Annotated in this window: 15 protein-coding genes; 11 read left to right on the top strand and 4 right to left on the bottom strand. The window is 58.3% G+C overall.

Annotation, left to right across the window (positions count from 1 at the left end):
• The first annotated feature begins 1,079 nt into the window (after positions 1-1,079).
• Together C2L64_RS52495 and C2L64_RS52490 are read left to right on the top strand one after the other, a co-directional pair.
• Positions 1,080-2,291: a ParA family protein gene (locus tag C2L64_RS52495; protein ID WP_167449634.1), complete on the top strand. Its 1,212-nt coding sequence runs from the start codon at positions 1,080-1,082 to the stop codon at positions 2,289-2,291.
• The gene (locus tag C2L64_RS52490) at positions 2,288-3,265 is read left to right on the top strand and encodes a ParB/RepB/Spo0J family partition protein (protein WP_090836887.1); all 978 of its coding nucleotides are present in this window, start codon (positions 2,288-2,290) and stop codon (positions 3,263-3,265) included. The genes C2L64_RS52495 and C2L64_RS52490 overlap by 4 nt, the downstream gene beginning before the upstream one ends.
• A gap of 1,402 nt (positions 3,266-4,667) precedes the next feature.
• Here the strand turns inward: C2L64_RS52490 and C2L64_RS52485 are convergent.
• Both C2L64_RS52485 and C2L64_RS52480 read right to left on the bottom strand, forming a co-directional pair.
• The gene (locus tag C2L64_RS52485) at positions 4,668-4,925 is read right to left on the bottom strand and encodes a tyrosine-type recombinase/integrase (RefSeq protein ID WP_158660684.1); all 258 of its coding nucleotides are present in this window, start codon (positions 4,923-4,925) and stop codon (positions 4,668-4,670) included.
• Positions 4,926-5,249: 324 nt separating this feature from the next.
• A complete protein-coding gene (locus C2L64_RS52480) occupies positions 5,250-5,576 on the bottom strand; it encodes a hypothetical protein (RefSeq protein ID WP_143055767.1) in 327 nt (108 codons plus the stop codon).
• Positions 5,577-5,604: 28 nt separating this feature from the next.
• Between C2L64_RS52480 and C2L64_RS56020 the strand changes: the two genes are divergently transcribed.
• A complete protein-coding gene (locus C2L64_RS56020; protein WP_256211508.1) occupies positions 5,605-5,733 on the top strand; it encodes a hypothetical protein in 129 nt (42 codons plus the stop codon).
• 35 nt (positions 5,734-5,768) lie between these two features.
• On the opposite strand, the gene C2L64_RS55775 is transcribed toward C2L64_RS56020, so the two are convergent.
• Entirely contained in the window at positions 5,769-5,858 is a 90-nt protein-coding gene (locus tag C2L64_RS55775) for a hypothetical protein (protein WP_244144522.1), read from the bottom strand.
• A gap of 2,084 nt (positions 5,859-7,942) precedes the next feature.
• Between C2L64_RS55775 and C2L64_RS52470 the strand changes: the two genes are divergently transcribed.
• The 4 genes from C2L64_RS52470 to pxpA all read left to right on the top strand — a co-directional run bounded on the left by C2L64_RS52470 (position 7,943) and on the right by pxpA (position 13,444).
• Complete coding sequence (locus tag C2L64_RS52470) at positions 7,943-10,123, top strand: bifunctional diguanylate cyclase/phosphodiesterase (RefSeq protein WP_244144516.1); 2,181 nt, start codon at positions 7,943-7,945, stop codon at positions 10,121-10,123.
• A 9-nt stretch (positions 10,124-10,132) separates the two neighbouring features.
• On the top strand, positions 10,133-11,173 hold the full coding sequence (locus C2L64_RS55770; protein WP_244144515.1) for a helix-turn-helix transcriptional regulator: 1,041 nt from the start codon (positions 10,133-10,135) through the stop codon (positions 11,171-11,173).
• A gap of 171 nt (positions 11,174-11,344) precedes the next feature.
• Positions 11,345-12,409: a TRAP transporter substrate-binding protein DctP gene (dctP, locus tag C2L64_RS52460; protein ID WP_090836771.1), complete on the top strand. Its 1,065-nt coding sequence runs from the start codon at positions 11,345-11,347 to the stop codon at positions 12,407-12,409.
• Positions 12,410-12,664: 255 nt separating this feature from the next.
• Positions 12,665-13,444: a 5-oxoprolinase subunit PxpA gene (gene pxpA, locus C2L64_RS52450; RefSeq protein WP_090836876.1), complete on the top strand. Its 780-nt coding sequence runs from the start codon at positions 12,665-12,667 to the stop codon at positions 13,442-13,444.
• Positions 13,445-13,458: 14 nt separating this feature from the next.
• Here the strand turns inward: pxpA and C2L64_RS52445 are convergent, their stop codons facing one another.
• A complete protein-coding gene (locus C2L64_RS52445; protein ID WP_007738686.1) occupies positions 13,459-13,851 on the bottom strand; it encodes a helix-turn-helix domain-containing protein in 393 nt (130 codons plus the stop codon).
• 478 nt (positions 13,852-14,329) lie between these two features.
• On the opposite strand from C2L64_RS52445, the gene C2L64_RS52440 reads away from it, so the two are divergent.
• The 4 genes from C2L64_RS52440 (at position 14,330) to C2L64_RS52425 (ending at position 18,417) form a co-directional block, all read left to right on the top strand.
• Positions 14,330-14,995, top strand: a complete 666-nt coding sequence (locus C2L64_RS52440; RefSeq protein WP_090836766.1) for a lytic transglycosylase domain-containing protein — start codon at positions 14,330-14,332, stop codon at positions 14,993-14,995.
• Between the two features lie 135 nt (positions 14,996-15,130).
• On the top strand, positions 15,131-15,400 hold the full coding sequence (locus C2L64_RS52435) for a hypothetical protein (RefSeq protein ID WP_143327263.1): 270 nt from the start codon (positions 15,131-15,133) through the stop codon (positions 15,398-15,400).
• A gap of 9 nt (positions 15,401-15,409) precedes the next feature.
• The gene (locus C2L64_RS52430; RefSeq protein ID WP_090836762.1) at positions 15,410-15,850 is read left to right on the top strand and encodes a VirB3 family type IV secretion system protein; all 441 of its coding nucleotides are present in this window, start codon (positions 15,410-15,412) and stop codon (positions 15,848-15,850) included.
• Entirely contained in the window at positions 15,847-18,417 is a 2,571-nt protein-coding gene (locus C2L64_RS52425; RefSeq protein WP_090836759.1) for a VirB4 family type IV secretion system protein, read from the top strand. The genes C2L64_RS52430 and C2L64_RS52425 overlap by 4 nt, the downstream gene beginning before the upstream one ends.
• Positions 18,418-18,420 lie beyond the last annotated feature (3 nt).

Below are 18,420 nucleotides of genomic sequence, written 5' to 3'. Positions count from 1 at the left end.
GTTCCCATCCGCTCTTTGTTTTTCGCTGCCCCGGAATGTAGCATCCATTGGTGAGCTGTCAACACACAAAACCTCACCATCAGCCAGCGGCGCTGGTTGCCCACCTGCCGCGCCTCGACGACAAGCACAATCGACCTCACCTCAGCACAACAACCCTCACCATCACCGACCCGGATCTTCCCTCAAACCGTTGCCCAGTGTGGGCCCGCCTCGCGCATCTCTCGCCGCGCACAGCCAACCTCACCCAGGGACTAACGGGCAAAAATGTGCACATCAGACCTCACTTTGCTGCACAGCCGGGCTCACCCTTGTCACACAGCAGCACTCACCTTCGTGCACAGCGAACCTCACCTTTGGCACACTACACCTCACCTTTCAGGGGTTAAGGCATTGAAAACAAACAAACTTGGAGGTCCCTGTTGGTTGGTTGGGGTGGTTTACTTTTTAAAACAACAAACCAACCCGTCTTCAAAAAAGATAGTTGTCCTGCTTCGCGGACGGTGAGATTGATTGTGCAAGAACGGAAAATCTCTTGAAGGTGAGGTTGATTGTGCTACGCGTCAGTTCTGGCCGCGTTGTTCCGCTCCCCAAGCCCCGGCTTTTGGGCTCACGCGTGCATTGGAAGGTGAGGTTGATTGTGCATCTCGTCTCGGGTCGGCCAAATTCATTGCCAACCGGGCGTCGTAATAAGAGGAAGGTGAGGTTGTTTGTGCAATTTCTGCCCGTGCGTGTTTTCGAGGCGTCACATTGTGCACAACGGACCTCACCATGTGCCGTAATTTTAAGCAAAGCTGTTTTGGCATAATGGCGGGCGTCTTTGAACGCGCACAAATGACCTCACCTTGCCGCCCCCGCCGGTGACGCTTAGACGGACTGCAGGTCCCTCTCCGCGACAGGGTCGCAGCGGTTACGGATGCAGAGACAATCGTGCTTCGCCTGCGATCGCATCGAGGTTCGACAAAACGTCACGATGACGGTTGTTTTTCCGGGACTCCGTATGAAAAACAGCGCTTTATAGAGAAAACTTCAAGTGTTTGCTGTATTCTGAGGTTTATCGAAATTTTCGGATAAACCTCAGAATGGTGAAAACGAGCCAACTTCCCGCTGTAGATCGAACGGTTCCTCTTGAGCAGATTAGCCAGTTCGCTGAAAGGGTCTCGATTTTTACGGACGAACTGCGTGACACCATTCTTGCTCCCCGGCCGCGAAAAGCTGCGCCTGTCTTTAAAACAGGAGAGATCGCGGAGATGTGCAGCATCTCTCATTCGCAGGTTCAGTACCTGGCCACCAAGAGCGATGGCGAGCTGCCGCCCGGCACTGCCGCTGGCACCGGCCGCACCCGCACGTTCACGCTGGAAGAGGCGCGCATCTGGGTCCAGAAAGTCTCCGATATCTACCAGACGCCGCTTGTGACGGGAACGCGTGATCCGGAAGGGAAAATCGTCATAACGGCCCAGTTGAAGGGGGGCTCGGCGAAGACCACCACAACCATGTGCCTCGCACAGGGGCTGACGTTGCGTGGGCGCAAGGTGCTCGTCATCGACCTTGATCCACAAGCCTCCCTATCCGAGCTGTGCGGGTTGTATGCAGAAAAGGACGTCACGCCGGACGACACCGTGCTGCCGTACATCTACGATCAGGAAGTCGACGGCGGTCTGGAAGCAAGGGTTCAGTCGACGTACTGGGATGGGCTTGACGTGATTCCGGCGCATACGGAACTGATTGGTGCTGAGTTCCATTTGCCCGCGATGCAGAAGATGAAACCAGGTTTCCGGTTCTGGACGGTACTTCGGCAGGGTCTTGAGCCGCTGCGCAAACGCTACGACTACATCCTGATGGATACGTCGCCTTCGCTGTCGTACCTCAACCTGAATGCACTCCTGGCGGCCGATGCGATGGTTATGCCGATGGTCCCTGAAAACCTGGATTTCATCAGCTCGCTATCGTTCTGGCGACTGTTTTCAGACGTGTCCAAGAGCTTCATCAAATATGAGCAGGACAAAAAATACGACTTTATCTCGCTAATGCTCTCGAGGGTCGACTACGGACGTACCTCGTCCGCACCGATCGTGCGCGCATGGGCACAGAGCGCATACGAGAGCTGGCTGCATTCGATTGAAGTGCCGGCCAGCTCCGTGATGAGTACGGGAGCGCTGGCATTCTCAACGGTATTCGACGTCAGCAGTACTCATAGCGCGGCCAAGTCGTTGCAGCGTGTACGTCAGCCGCTTGTCGACTACTGCCGGTGGGTGGACGAAATCTACGCAGAAAAATGGAGGAACGCGCAATGAGTAACATGCGAGAGCAACTGCTGGCCAAGACGTCGGGTATCCGGGCGACTTCGTCGATCAAGGAAGATGAGGTCAAGCGCAGCAACCGGACGCAGACGGCGCCTGGCCTCGCGGGTGCGCTTGCCGTTGCGCAACTCCGTGTGCAGGAGCTGGAGTCCACTGGCGCGGCGACGCAACTGGCGGTTTCGGACATCGTGCCGAACCCCTGGCAACCGAGAAGGGTATTCAACGAGGCGAAGCTGTCAGAATTGGCGGAGTCCATCCGCGAAGTCGGACTGATGCAGCCCATCGTGGTCCGCCGCTCCGACGATGTCTATCAGATTGTGGCGGGCGAGCGTCGATGGCGCGCGCACAAGATGGTGGGACTCGACGCCGTCAAGGCCGTGGTGGTTGAGTGCTCCGACGCGGACATGGCGGTGCTGGCTCTCGTGGAGAACGTGAGTCGTGACGACCTGTCTGATTATGAAGTCGCGATGTCTATCAGGCAGACTGAGAAGGAGTTTCCCGACCGTAAGAGGATGGCCGAGGCGCTCGGGATGTCCCGTAGCGGGCTTTACCAGTTCCTCTCGTTTGAAAATCTGCCTGACTTCATCAGGAAAGATCTCGACATCCAGCCACGACTGCTCGGCGGGACGGCCGCACAGGCAATCGTTACTGCCATCAGGAAGTACGGGGACGATGGTGTGAACGCAGCGACGGAACTCTGGCCGCTCGTTGTGAAAGGCGATATGGACCAAGGGAAGATGGCCGCGGCCATCAAGGCGTTGGCCACCCGCCGGACTACGACGATGGATTCTGCAAGCGAGCGCAGCATCGACAAGTTCTTCGCTGGAAAGGAACACGCGGGCTCCATCACCAAGGACATCAACGGGATCACGGTGAAGATCAGAGCTGGCGTCCTCACTGACGCACAGGAGACGCAGATCCGGGAGTTGATCAGCCAGATGTTCCACGCTCACCCCAAACCAAACTGAGGAACACCTCATCCCTGAGCCGAGCCCGCTTTGCGCGGGTTTTTTTTCGTCCGGGCGCTGCCGGTGTGTCTAGAGTCTAGACACACCGTTGCCCGGGTCGACATCCGCCCGGGCATCTGCTCACCGCCGGATGCGGAGTGGCCCATGCCGGACGGCGTGTCTAGAGTCTAGACAGATCCGTGGGATAGCCGTTGGGGCTCGCACTCGGTGAGGTTACAAGGCGAGTCAACGCCTGCTCCCCTTCAGCGACTCGCTGCCTCGTGCATCCCGCTTCGGCATACCGGCAGGTGCGATGTGCGGACGCGCGGGTAACATGCCAACCCCAACATGTCACGACAATCGCGCGTTCACCCCGGCGGCGACTTACGGCCAGTCACGACGGCCTTACACCATGCGGCTCATAGTGGCCGACGTCCTCGCCCCGTGACGTCAGAGCGTCCGGTGACGCACAAACCGGATACAACCGGGACGCAACCGTGCGGGCCACGGCGACCGCGTTCGGCACGTGGTCGACGTCTTCCTGCACTCAGCGCGGTCGTCCGGGGCCCTACACGACGCCTGATGGTATGCGGCTACGTCGTGTCAGGGCCGCTTCGACATGACCGTCCGACCGGGATTGGTAGCGCCCCGCCGTGGTGATCTTTCCGTTGATGGCGGCAATCATAGGCATCGAGTGAACGGCTGCTCGCGGACCTGCATGTCGGCTCACGGCGCGCGTGAGGGCTTCAGCGCGGGACACGTCGCTGGACGGCGGCAGCCAATGACTTCACATCCTCGCGTGCAGCGGCCCGTTAACCGCCAGAACTGCCAAATGCCGCGGCTAGACGGTGGGCCGCACAATGCTTGCATCATCTCCGTCGACCCTGCCCGACCTTGAGTGCTTGTCGCCGCGGGTGGCTGCGCACCGCGCGCATGGCCTAAACGCCGTCGTCGGGCACGTGACCAACGCGGCAGCGCCACACCAGGTGCGGACCTTCCTACGCTGTGTAAAGCTACGCAGGAAGCCGCCCGCGGAAGATGATAACGCATGGCCATCCGCACCTCTTCGTCCCGGCCGCGCGTTGCCAGCGCATTGCGGGTAGCCGTCCATGCGCGCTGGAACTGCCCAGGGGCGAGTGGCCATCGACAGGCGGTCAAGGGGCGGGACATGCGTCCATTCCACCACGGCAGCTGCGGCCTCAGGCGCTTTGTTCTGCCGCGTTTGAGTCTGTCGACACGCGACAGAGGCGCCCTGAAACGTCGACGGCGGTAGGGTGACGTGTGAATGTGTCTAGACTCTAGACACGCAACCAGCGAGGTAAAAAGCTAGCGGTTTTGGAGAAATCCCGCCTTGACGTCTAGACGCGCGGGCGCCGGGTTGATCTTTATCCGAAGCGCACAGAGCCTTATGCCGCAAGAGCCGCTACACCCCGCCCGCTGACAGCGCGTCCTCGAGGAACGCATTAACGGCCTGGTAGCGTCGGGTGTCATTCCCTTTCGTATAGAGGGTGGTCGTGCTGAGGCTGGTATGCCCCAGATTCGTCTGCACGTCGCGCAGGTCACTGCCCGCATCGAGCGGGTGGTTCGCGTGAGTGTGGCGTAGCCAGTGGGTGCTCGCCCGTCGCAGATCGGCCGCGGCGCTTGGATCGGCACGCTCGAGGTTGTTGCGCGGCGCGCGCAAAGATCCCCTTGTAAACCGAATAGTGCATCAGGTGTCAGTGGTCCACCCGTTTTAAGATGGCCGATGAGTGGCGTATCCACTGGTGCGGTCTGTAGCGTGTAAGGCCGTGGCCGCGCCTGCAGCGAGTCGGCGAGCGCCTGCATCAGCCGCACGGACATCGGCGTCCAGACGCTCCCGCCGGCCTTTACACCCGACCTGCAGGGTCCACGCGTTGTCGAGCACGCCATCGAGCGCCTTGCGTGACAGGGCACCGGTGGTGGCGGCCGCGGGTTTCGCGCGACGCAGCCCCGTTGCATAGGCCAGCAGGAGCGCGAAATGATCGCGCTACACTCGGCTGGCGTCGGATCCGGCCGGCTGATGGTCTGCAGCCGTGTTACCTACCTTAGCTAGGCCTTGGGCCGGGTTGACGAGCAGGTACTGCTGCCTGACCAGCCAACCGTACATGGCCGACAGCAGCTTGCGGACGATTTCACGGCTGCTTTCGGGGAGTAGTTTGGTGAAGGGCCGCCATGCCGGATCGAACCGTTCCGCTTTGCCTTGGCCGATCCAGCACCCCGCCGGCTGTGGATCGCCGAGAAACCCGTCGATGTACGCGTCAAGGTCCAGTTGTTCAGCGACGACAGCGGCTTGCGCCTGACGATGAACGACCACAGTAGCAACCGTTCCGCCTCGCGCCGATATGCAAACTACCCCCGCCGCAGACTGCAATCCACGCATGGATGGCGTCGCGATCGCGGTCGAGCGCGATCCGATGGGCGAGGCGTGGCGCGCAGTTGAGGCCCTGCGAGCCGTCGAGTTCGGCCGGTAGCGGTATCGCCTGTGATTCTAGTGGCATTACGTCAATCAATGTCCCCAGTTGGGGTGTTCGTGCGAGTGCCGGATGGGGCCGAGCCGCGGCACGGAGGTGTACCAGCGCTGCTGGCGGCGCCGGATCAGCGCCAGCAGGTCGGCGACGGTGGGTGAGTCCCGCGACGGCCAGCCGCGCCGCTACGACGGGCTCGAACCAGCAGTCGAGTGGGTGGGCGGGGCTGGGCGCCTCGGCGAGGGCCGAGTCCATCCGGGTATGCGCCGCCGGCTGGCGCGCTCGCAGGCGGGTGCGGGCGATCTTCCTGTCGACGCGCGGCGAGCTCGCGGAGGGGAAGGCGGCGTAGAGCTCCAGCAGTTCCGCCTCCCCGTAGACGCCATCCGGGTCTACCTGGTCGCGGTACGTCTCGAGGGTCGGCACATCGTCGCGGCCGTGCAGCTCGGCGGCAGGAATACTGCACCGCTTCAGGCGCAGCAGGTGCGCTGCCTCGGTATCGCGCGCAAGTCGAGCGGCGGCGCGCACGCCGATACGCGCCTCGCCATAGCCTGCGATGTAACTGCTCGACCGACACCCCGTCGAGGTAGCCGCGATACAGCGTGACGTGCTGACGGGTAAGCCGTATGCCGAGGGTTGATTATGGATGCGTCGGCGGGTTCGGTATGGGTCACGCGATGGCGGGCGGGGGCAGCCCGGTCGTTCCCGGCCGTCGTGCTGGCCCTCCCCGTCGATGAAAGTGTGTTAGGGCGGATAGGCGTCCACGGCCGGTCACGCCACGGCATGGCGTTCCGCAGAAATTCGAGCGGGGCGGGGTCGAATTTGTTTCGTTTTGAACGGTGCCCGCAGGGACTCTTTCATCCCCATCGCCACTCAGAAACTTGTGCGCTCCGATCCTATTTTTCGCTCTGTGAAACAATCATGCAAAGAAAAAGAAAATGATATTATTGTTTTGATACAGGCATTTAGCTGTCCAACTTGAGGTAACGTTTCACGATAATCGAGCCAAAAGTAGTGTTATTGCCCGTTGATGCAGGTTTTGTATGGGCGTCCACACGATAAGGCAAATTAGTAGTGTTTGATACGTAATTTGTCGTGACCAACATGAAAACGGGTGCCCCATCCGCGTGTGCACAGCGAATTTGACAATAGACGCACGCCAACTAGGGAACGCATCCATTCCAAGATGCCTCCATGCACGAAACCCGGCAGACCGGAAGGCGACTTCGGGCAGGCGGGGGCGCCGATAAGTCCTTCACCACGAAAGCCGGGGTGCCGCAACGAGGCTGCCGATTCGGACAGATGGCGTCCTCGCGCTCGAGGAGGCAATGCGCAATCCCTTCGATCTCGGGGCTCTTGAGATCCGGGATGAATACTGGAGTCGGAACTGGAAGCGGCATTGATCCAGCATTTGATGGATTTTCTGCCGACCCAGGGGATAGCTTTGACTTTGTGGGTCGGCAGCGCCGCCTACGACTGATGACACGGGGTTCGTGTCGATCTAGTGTTCTCTCACCGGCTACTGAAATATTCGGTAACCATTGCCGTGCAGACTTCCCGAGATATGCACACTGGCGACACCTGCCAACATTACCGCCCGGCATTTGATGGTCGGGGACATCGTGATCCTTTACGCGCTCGACCGACCAAGTATGCATCGCATCGGGTTTCTGTTCGTCAGGTCGTGGCTTTGTTCCACCCTTCCTTCGGACTCCGCCTCACGACGACGCCCTTGCGCTTCGACACAATAAGGCTCGATAGGGGACTTTCGCCTCCAAGGTGTCGCGCATGCTCGGGACGCAAAGAAAAGCCCGCCATGCCGCGGGCCGAATCCATATCAGGAGGAGACATGAAGGAGACGTCTCTAAACATAAACCGTTGGCTTAGCAGCGCAACTCGATGATGCACCGGCTATCGTCTTGGTTATTCACGAGGACACAGCAACGCCCTTACCCATTTGGTGAATTCTGAAAGTAATTAGGGGCGACTGCCACCGCTGTAGTCGCGTGAATATACATGCATTTGGCATGTAACATTTCGTAACTGAATATCTGGGAAAACCACGGTACCGTCAATGCTCTGACGAATCATGGTGCGGCGAGGTGCCCTGATGGCGTATGCGAAGCCCAACGAAGGCGGGAGATCGTCAAGAATCTGGCCCTTGCACCCCCCCTCCTTCGCACTGAGCTTGTTTTGGATCCCCGCAGGCGCGCTCTTGGTGATCCTGGGAATCTGGATCATCACGATCATTAGGATCCAGACCGAAAAACAGGAGGCGCACCGCGCGGTTTCTGAGGCGACCTCGCAAATTGCAACGTCGTTTGTTGCGCATATCGACAAGACGGTGCATGACGCCGACGTTGCTGTGAAGTTGGTCAAGTATGAGTACGAGCGCTCTCCTTCCACCTTTCGTCTCGATACTCTGAAAGAGAACGGGCTTGTTTCAGCTGACACTGCATTGCAGGTCACCGTCGTTGGACCAACCGGCGGGGTGTTGCAGACAACGACTCCGGACGCTAAGCCGATTAATCTGAGCGACCGGGCCCACTTCGTCGCCCACAAACGAGATCCTAATCTCGGTCTCTACATTAGCCAGCCAGTGCTCGGTCGACTGTCCCATCACTGGACGTTGCAGTTCACCCGTCGCCTGAACAACCCTGACGGCTCATTTGCGGGCGTCGTCGTTGTTTCGGAGGATCCCAATTTTCTCACCACAGGCTTCTACCATCTCGACGCCGTCGGGGTGGGCGGCATGCTCTTGGTGATGTCGGACAATGGCTATTTGCTCTCGCGCCTCGCGGCTGGTGTGTCGACGTGGCCTATAGGCACTCCGGCATCCGGTTATCGAGCAATGCTCAACGCAAGAGGTGACGCTCTCACCGACCCTGTCGATCACATGCGTCGCTTCGTCACGTACCTACATTCCACTCGCTTTCCGGTGGGCGTCATAGTCGGCATATCCGAAAACAGTGCTCTAGCCGGATACAGGCACGCCAAGGATCTATATCTCCTGCTGGCGAGTGTTCTCACGGTCGTGTTACTGCCGGCCGCGGCGATCATCACTGCGACGATGTCACGTTTAGCCGTTGCCAGAGCGGACATGCAGCATCTCGCGGAAACAGACGCACTCACCGGTTTGCCCAACCGATACCTGCTGACGGAATCCCTGCGTCGGTGCATCGAGCGCGAGAATTCACTCGGAAGGCTGGCACTACTTTTTGTGGACCTCGACAACTTCAAGCGGATCAACGATGCACTAGGTCATCAGATCGGGGATGAGTTGCTTCAGAACGTTGCGCGGCGTCTGGTGAACGTTGCTGGAGAGAAGTCGATCGTCGCGCGCGTCGGTGGAGACGAATTTGTGGTTCTCGTCGAGTGCACCGACGCCAAGGCTGTTGCACACCGTATGGCTCAATCCATCATCGACGCATTCGAGCTGGCGTTCGGGCTGCGTGGCAACAGCTACGTGATGCGCGTAAGCATAGGTGTCGCCGTCTACGAGTTCGGTTTCGATGCTGCCTATGATCTGCTGAGGCAGGCAGACCTCGCGATGTATGCTGCAAAGGAAAAGGGCAGATCAGCTAATGCAAGTCGATTCCATGCCTACACTCCGGATCTGTCAGTCCACGCGATGCGGGATATCGAGCGGCAGCAGGAATTGCAGTATGCAATCGAGAATCGCGAGTTTTTTTTGGAGTATCAGCCGATCGTGTCTCTTGATTCGGGAGAGACGCAGGGTATTGAAGCGCTTGTGCGCTGGCGACATCCAGAAAAAGGCGTCATCGCGCCAGCTGAATTTATCCCGTTTGCTGAAAGTACGGGGTTCATCATTCCCATCGGCGAATTGATTCTAGAGACAGCCTGTACCCAACTCAGTGAATGGCAAGAAGTCGATACGCGCCTGTTTTATATGTCTGTGAATGTTTCGGCCGCACAACTGGTTCACGGCGACCTCGTTAACGTGATACATCGATGTCTCGAGCGGCATTCGATTGCCGCCCAACGGTTGAAAGTGGAAATCACAGAAACGGCCATACTCGAAGACTCGGCTCTTGTCGGTCGGCGACTTCAGGAGCTACGACGGCTCGGGGTGAGGGTGATGCTGGATGACTTCGGTACCGGGTATTCGTCGCTTTCCCAACTGACCAACCTGATTATTGACGGCGTGAAGATCGGCCGGAGTTTCACGCAGGGCGTTCCTGGCGATAGGACAGCGCAGGCGACGTTCAGGAGCATAGTTTTCCTCGCGCGCGATCTGGGACTTTCCCTCGTGGTTGAAGGCGTCGAAACTGAGGAGCAGGCGAACTGGCTACGCCGCTTCGGGGACATCGAAGTGCAGGGCTTCTATTTTGGCAGGCCCATTGTCCCTGACAGAATGCGTGCCGGTCGGGCAGCGTAGGGCATTGCCATGCTGAAAGAAGTCGCCGACCGCGCAGACCGTTTCGGTGAGGTCATATTCGAGGTGGACGTCCACGTTGCGCGCGATCGTGTCTTATTGCGATTGCGGCAAACGAATGCAACCTGCTTGCTAGAACGACAGCTTATTAGGCGCGATGGTGCAACGTTTACGCAGGTCCTGTCGATCGACGAAGATGATACGTTGCTAGAGTTCGTCGCTGCGGATCCCTATGCCGATCATCTTCGGGTGCAGTATCAATCCATCGACCGACTTTACCGTGAACAACTGGCAAACCGATCGGCTCAGCCAGAATCAGGGCAGCCCTTACGTGATCCGCTCGACGAAATTTGTCACATCCGCGCTTCCACAAATGAGGGAGAGTTGATGAAGATCATGGGGCGCGTGGTACCGCAATTGGGTGGCCGCTCTTATACCTATCGCTGGTTACATGTACCTGACAGGACCAGAGCAATAACCGACCAGCGCTGCCTCATTGGATGTCATCCTGGCTGGATGCACGCGTATATCAACCAGCAGTGGTACAGGAAGGCCCCTTTGCTCGACTACGCCTTGAGAAACAGTACATCGACGCTCGCCAGCGCTATCGACGCGCTCGGTGATGACCACCGGGCTAAAGATGTCGCCGCGCGATATGGCTTTCGAAGCGCCGTAGTGTGTCCAGTGCACCGTCCCTCCGGTACAGTGATCGGCCTGCTGCAGATTGGCAACGGACTGCCCCAGCCGGAAGGTGAGCGAGTGCTCTGGCAGGACAGGCATCGCGTGCTGATGCGGGCGCTCGCAGATGAAGTGCTCAACTGGCATATCGACGCGCTGCGTGACGAGGAGGCAAGCAGGGTTGCTCTGGACCAGCGCGAGCAGGCTGTCTTGCGTCTCGTACGTGCGGGGCGAACAGCCTGCAACGTCGCAGACATGCTCGGCGTGTCGGAGCGAACTGTCTATGACATCTTCCAGAAAATCAACAGGAAGTTAGGCGTATCGCATATCACCCGCGCTGTCGCCATGGCCATCGACAAGGGGTTGCTTGACTGACTTGCGCGATAGCGTTTGTCACGGTTAGCCTGAAACCATATCAAAAAATCGGTTGCTTGTGAATGTCAAAATCCGGTTGGTTCTGACATCGCGTTCTTGGCTAAAGTTGCTTCTACCAGATCTGATTATCCGCTTACCGCGGGATGCGGTCGCCTTTGTGGAACAGCCTTGATGAATTTCTCCAGATTAGGACAACTCATTAGGCATACAGTGCTGGTCATTGCTTTTGCGAGCGAACTGGCAGACGAGGTAGTGTATGCAGACCAGACATGGACCATCGCCTCCGACCATCCGGCGGATACGGTGGCGGGCAGAGGAGTTGAGTCCTTCGCGACGGCATTGGCTAGACAGACGGGAGGTGCTCTTACTGGCCGGATCGAATCCAGGGATATGGCTGCAGCAACCGATCTCGTGGCGGCGGTGCTCGGCGACAGCGTACAGGTCGCGGACGTGTTCGCTGGGACCTTGGCATCCTTCGATCCGATCTTCGAATTGCCGACGTTGCCTTTCATGGTTAACTCGGTCGAGGAGTCTGGACGCCTAGCATGCCTGGCGGGACCAGCATACCAACGTGCTCTGTCGCGTGCAGGGTTGCATCTGCTTTTCATATCCCCTTGGCCCCCCACCGGGCTTTGGACCCGTCAGCCCGTGGCAGCCATTGGAGACATCGCAAATCTTCGCGTACGGACATACGACAAATCTTCAGCTGCCGTCATGGGGGCGCTCGGGGCTCACGCAACTACGCTGCCCATCCGGGACGTCGAGTGGCAGTTGCGCGTCGGTGGCATTGACGCAGTTTTGTCGTCGGGTGATGGGGCAGTGGGAAGGTCGCTCCAGGCGGATCTGTCGAATTTCAATGCCATCCACTATGCATACCCCGTGTCATTTGTGGTGATGAGCCGGGCGCGCTACGACGTACTGCCAGAGAAAACTAGGCGTGAGCTTGACGAGGTGGCGATGAATGCGGGACGCGCGCAGTGGAGGTCCCTTCCTGCTCGGATTCAAGCGAACTACGCCGAAATGCAGCGAGCAGGAGTAGTCGTCAACTCAACATTCGATGCAGAGTTGAACACGCGACTTCATAAAGCTGGCGAGGCGCGAGTTCGTGAATGGTTATCGCGAGTTTCACTCGGCGACGCCGGGATCATTAAAGCGTTTCAGAACCGGGAGGCGCCTGCGGCGCAAGACTCATGCCCACTCGATCTGATCGAAGTCAGTGGCACTATCCGCGGATAGCGGCATACGTGCGCTCGTGCGTGGCATTTTTGATTGTCTTCATCACGTATGGAGTGCTTATTGGCGTCGGTACGGTTCATTTGTCTAACGGCGAGCGCGCCGACGTTCTGTTGCCGTGGAGAGCGGGTGTAGCCGCTGAATGGGCTACACACGTTCGCGTGGACCACCAGCTATGCGAGTTCGACAACACCTTTATCGGTGACAGCATGGTTCGCACCGGTGGTAGCTGCGAGTCAGAATAGGAGTCGACAGATGATGTGCGCGAAAACAATTGATCTGAATGTTGACTTGGGTGAAGGGTTTGGACACGACAGCGAACTGCTCGAGTACGCCACGTCGGCCAACGTCGCGTGTGGGTGGCATGCCGGCGATCCACTAACCATGCGCCGCGTCACGAATGAGGCAATTCGCAGAGGTGTCGCGATTGGTGCGCACCCAAGTTTCCCGGACCGCGAGAATTTTGGCAGGGCGAGCATGACTTTGTCCCCTGATGAGGTATATGCGGGTGTGCAATATCAGACGGGAGCACTGGCTGCGGTGGTCGCCGGGCTTGGCGGCCGGCTCGCGCATGTGAAGCCGCACGGCGCGTTGTACAACCAGGCCGAGGAAGATGCAGATATTGCCCGCGCCATTGTGCGTGCGGTTCGAGACATGGATGCCGAACTGGCAGTGTTTGGTCTCGCTGGCGGTCAACTCGTGTGTATTGCACGTGACGAAGGACTGGTTGCGATTGACGAAGGGTTTGCCGACCGGGCGTATACGCGAGAGGGTAAGCTCGTTCCTCGTTCTTATCCGAATGCGGTACTTGAGAGCGATGTACTGGCGTGCGAGCAGGCCATCGGCATGGCAAGTGATGGCCGCGTAAAAACATTGGATGATACCTGGATCAACATCAACCCGAAAACGCTATGTCTGCACGGCGATGGACCGCACGCAGTTGAATTCGCGAGGCGGATCCGTGCCTCGCTAGCAAACGCAGGCATTCGGGCGCTCGCTTTTCGCGCGACACAATGCATTCCGGGAGACGTAAGTTGAGTAACCAAGATCTTTCAGGAGGCGAGGTCAATAGCCTTTCGAACCAGAAGTGGATCGACCTGACCGGTTTCCGAGGCGCTTTGATAGACGAGCGCGACGAGTTTTGCCTTCTTCGCCGCGTTGATCGGCTCGACGGGAAGCGCGTTGTCGATTGCAATAAGTACGTGCCGCAACAAGTCTTCGTCTATGGAACCGTGGCGAGGCGCCCGCCTTCCAGTTACTAGGTACGTGAGGTCGAAGCCATGCGTCGCAAGAGCAGCTAGATAACCGACATCGGGTAGCCGTACAGACTGTTCGTAATTAAATTGCGCGCGACGACTGACACCGACAATTGACTGCATATCGCCCTGTGCTAGTCCCAGCCGTTCGCGTTCGGTAATTAGCCTGGCACCAAAAGTTTCTGGCATAAATGTGCCTAAATATTGACTATTGGCACAAACGTGCCTATCTTGTATGAAGATGAACAACCTTGCTCAGTATAGGGGTGCTTGTATCCCATTCAAAACCCTTGGAGAGAAGCCTCGCAAGAGTTTGATCCGATGGCGCCTGCGATGTGAGCTGGGCGAAGAAGCATGGGATACACCGCAATATCGTGAATGGAGTATTGAAAGAGCGCCTGAAGGGAAGTCATGGGCACGCAACGCAGCGGCTTCGTTAGGAGTGGATGCTGGCGTCCAAAATCAGCTGAACACAGGCGCGTAAGTGCTGCTGTCGGAAAAGCCGTCGGCTGGTCGCAAAGGGTAGGTGAGGTGGAACGGTCGGCATCGGCGTACGAGTTTCCGTGTCGTTCATAAAGCTTATTGAAACCTGTGAGGTCTGCAATGACTATAGTCGTCATCCTGTCTAGCGGCCGCCGGACATGAGGCAGAGGCAAGGGAGCGCGTTATGCTTGATTTCGCCGTGTTGGCTCAGCAATGTGCACCGATAGTTCACGCCTCCACTATGGAAGCCGTGGTACGGACCGAATCCGGATTCAATCCTTATGCTATCGGCGTAGTCGGAGGCCATCTCGAGCGGCAGCCGCACGACCTTACTGAAGCTATCGCGACAGCTCATGCCCTAGCTGCGCGAAGGGTCAATTTCAGTGTTGGCCTAACACAGGTCAAGTCGGTCAACCTCGCCCGCTACGGGCTGACTTACGAGACCGCTTTTGACCCGTGTGCGAATCTGCGAGCTGGCAGTGCGATTCTGCATGACTGCTACGACAGGGCAGTCGTAGCGAAGGGGCAAGGTGCCTCGGCGCTTCGGGCCGCAATCAGCTGTTACTACAGCGGCAATTTCACGCGTGGTCTCGTCGAGGACTATCGCGGCACTAGCTACGTTCAGCGCGTGGTCGCCGGCGCTCGTTCTTTGACTGACTCGACCGATGTCGTTCCCGCGATACGTGTTGTTACGGGGCGCATGCCCGATGCACAGGTCGGAGATGGACCCGGAACCATCCGGATCCCCGACATCAAGAAGACCGTCAGCCCTGGCAGTAATCGCAGCGAGTCGCACCCCGCGTGGGATGCCTTTGGCGACTACCATTGCGACGAAGGAACATGCAAGTGATAAAACCGCCCGGGCGGTAAATTCAACCCAATGGAGGAGTCAATGTATCACGATAGATCCAGACCTATTAAATTAGTACGACGTAGTAAATGTGTATTTTTAGGAAAATTGCGACGGTTTGTCGATGCGCTATACGTGGCATTGCTGCTCGGAGCAATCGTTGGCCCGCAACCTGTGCTTGCTGGGGGCGGTCTGGATTCGGCGACGCAGGGCGCGAACACATTCAGGATCTGGCTTTACACCTTCCTCGGGGTCTGCGCATCGTGTGTGCTGCTATGGAAAGGGGCCGAGTGCTGGGCGGATCGCGCGCACTGGAGCGAATTCATCACACTAGGCGGCAAGGTCGCGGTGGTGGGTGCCGTGGTGGGTGTGCTTGCCCCCTATTTGTGGAACCTGTTCAGCTGAGCATATGCCATGTTGGACGAAAAAGCTCGCTATCCTGGCTTCAACGGTCTTGGCCGCACGGCGACAATCTGGGGCGTTCCCTACATGGCGATGTTGGTGGTGGTCGTATCGTCGATGTTCGCGGGTGTGCTCATCGCCTTCGTAGTCGGTCCTGGTGGACTTCTGTTCGTGTTTCTCGGTGTGCCGGTGCTGATGTACTTCAAGCACGTATGCGAAACGGACGATCAGGGTCTGCGAATCATGTGGCTCGAGATGCGCTGCCGCGCCTATTTCTGGACACTGAAGCTTCGTGCGTTGGTCAACTCCAGGCGAGCAGCCCCCCGCTTTGGCAACACTGTAACCCTCGCACCGCTACGCTATGGACGACAGCGCCGGGTCTATCGGATTTTCCTCAAACCCTTGCCACGCGGCGTGAGTCGCCTGCACGAGCTTGAGCCGGAGGAGTCATGACACGCAAGCCTGAAATTTCGAGTGACGTGCTCGGCAGCCTCGGTGCAATCGAAGACTGGATGCCGAAGTTTGGTCATCCGGTTAAGAAACACGTGCAGCATCTTGAGGGAAACCGCTTCATGGTGACGCTGGTCAAGCGCGGCGTGCCGTTTGAAGTACATGAGAACGTCGCGATCGAGCGCATGTTCGACCGCGACACCGATACGTACAGCAAGCTGGGACGTGATCTTGGTGGGCGCCTAGGTTACCACGCGACCTTTACCCGCCGGCTGGTGAGTTTTGATCGGAATTACAGATTCAATCCACGTTTCATGCAGTGGTTCTCACGGGAATATGTCGGGCGCTTTAATGAAGACAGGTTCTACGAAAACCGCTACTACCTGTCGCTGATCCTGAAATACGACGACTTTGACGATGGACTGAAGGAAATCGAATCGCTCGCGCAGCAGTCGCTGCTGCACCTGGTGGACTATGAGGCTGAACAGCTGGAGGTGTACGAGCGTCAGCACATGAACGGCACAAAGATGCTGTTCTCAAAACAGTACGGTTTTGTGAGCGATCTGGTCAACGCAACCTGGACTGATGTGCCGGTCGCAGCCGAACCGGGTACCGACGTCATCCCTTCCAGTTGGCTTCACTTCGGGTACAACACTGTGGCCATTCGTGGGCCGGGAGTCACGCCGTCGCGCCAGCATGCGACCTGTCATGATTTGCGGGGTTTTCCAGACAAACCAGGCTGGGGACAGTTGAACCCACTGCTGACGCTGCCGATGGAATTTACCATCACGCAGTCGTTTAATTGCATGACCGGGTTCGAAGCCAACCGCACCGTTGATTCCGCGATCAACAAACTGGAATCGGCCGGAGACAAGGCGAAGCATCAAGTCAAGGAAATGCGAGAGGCTCAGGGATACGTCAACACGGGTGAACTGAGCTTCGGTGAGTATCACGGCGCGGCCGTGATTTATGGTGAAACGGCAAAAGAAGCGATCGCGAATGGAGATTTGTTCGTGTCCCGCTCGCTGAACGAGTGCGGCGTCGAATGGATGACTGCCACCGGCTCGGCGCCGTTCACGTATTTTTCCCAAGTGCCTGGCGCGAAGGTAAAGCCACGGCCGAAGGTTCAGTCGTCGCGAAACTTCGCCGCGATGCATGCGTGCCACGACTACTCGACCGGCAAGGCTGAAGGCAACCCGATCGGTGATGGTTCGGCAATCATTCCGTTTCGCACCAGTGCCGCCAACGTCTTCAATTTCAACTTCCATGCGACGCGTCTGGGCGACATCAACGTAGCAGAAAAGCTGGCCGGTCATTTCGAAGCCAAAGGAACAACCGGCACAGGCAAAACGACGCTCATCGCTGCTGCCATCGGCATGCTGCTCCGGTTCGAACCGCTCCTGTACGTGCTGGACAAGGGCCGGGGGTGGGAAGTCTTTGTCCGCGCCATGGGCGGTGTGTACGTGTATCTGGAAAAGGGCAAGCCTACAGGTTGGGCGCCGTTTGAGCTCGCCGATGCGCCCGAGAATCGCGAGTTTCTCTACGGTCTCGTCGAACTGTGTGGCCGCAGGAATGGTGTCGACCATCAGGGCAAGCAGATCCGGATCGACCTAAGCGCCGCGGAGAAAATGCAGTGCCGCAACGCTGTTGATGCTGTGATGGACATCGAAGACGTGCGTCTGCGCCGCTTCAGCCTCCTGCTGGACAGCATTCCAGATGAGGGCGATGACTGCCTGCATGCCCGACTGTCGATCTGGTGCAAGTCGGAAGGGGGGCGTTTCTGGTGGGTATTCGACAACCCGCCCAACCTGTCGCTGAACATGAGTGGACAGCGTTGCATCGGCTTCGACGTCGAGACGTTCCTTGTCGAGAACTACGAACCGTCTGAACCCGCGTTCACCTGGCTGTTCCACCTGAAGACGCTGATGCGCCGTGATGGTCTGTTGATGGCGACGATCATCGAGGAATACTGGCTGCCAATCCGGTTCCGCACGATCCGTGAACAGATCGAAGAGACGCTCGCGAGCGGCCGCAAGGAAGGTGAGTTCATCGGGCTCGTCACGCAGCAGCCAGAGCAGGCTCAAAAGGCCGCAGACCTGTATCCGGCGTTGCGCAGCCTCATTGCTACCAAAATTTATCTTGCCGACCCGGCTGCCGAAGAAGCGCCCTATCTGCGCGATGGCATGACGCGAAAGGAATTCCAGGAGTTCAGGAAACTCACGGCCCAGTCGCGCCGCTTCCTGATAAAGCAGGGCAACCAGTCGGCCTTCGCCAGTTTCGACCTGAGTGGCCTTGATGATGCGATCGCGGTCTTCTCGGGCGACCGGGAGAACGTGCTGATGCTCGATGAAGTACGCGCTGAGATGGGCGACGACCCGAATGCGTGGCTGCCGGTGTATCTCCTGCGCGTGTTCGAACGCAGGCAGCGAACTCGTCTGACCGCAAAGCATGGCGCCGACGAGCAACTGTGGGCGGAAGAGTTGCATGATGCGCTCGGGCGTAAACGCTTGGAGCTGACTGCGATTTATTTGACTGCAAATGTCGAGATGACCGAAGAGCCCCTTGTCTGAACG

It is taken from the genome of Paraburkholderia hospita, assembly GCF_002902965.1.
GTDB classification, from domain to species: Bacteria; Pseudomonadota; Gammaproteobacteria; order Burkholderiales; family Burkholderiaceae; genus Paraburkholderia; species Paraburkholderia hospita.
This window is presented reverse-complemented; position numbering and strand designations above follow the sequence as displayed.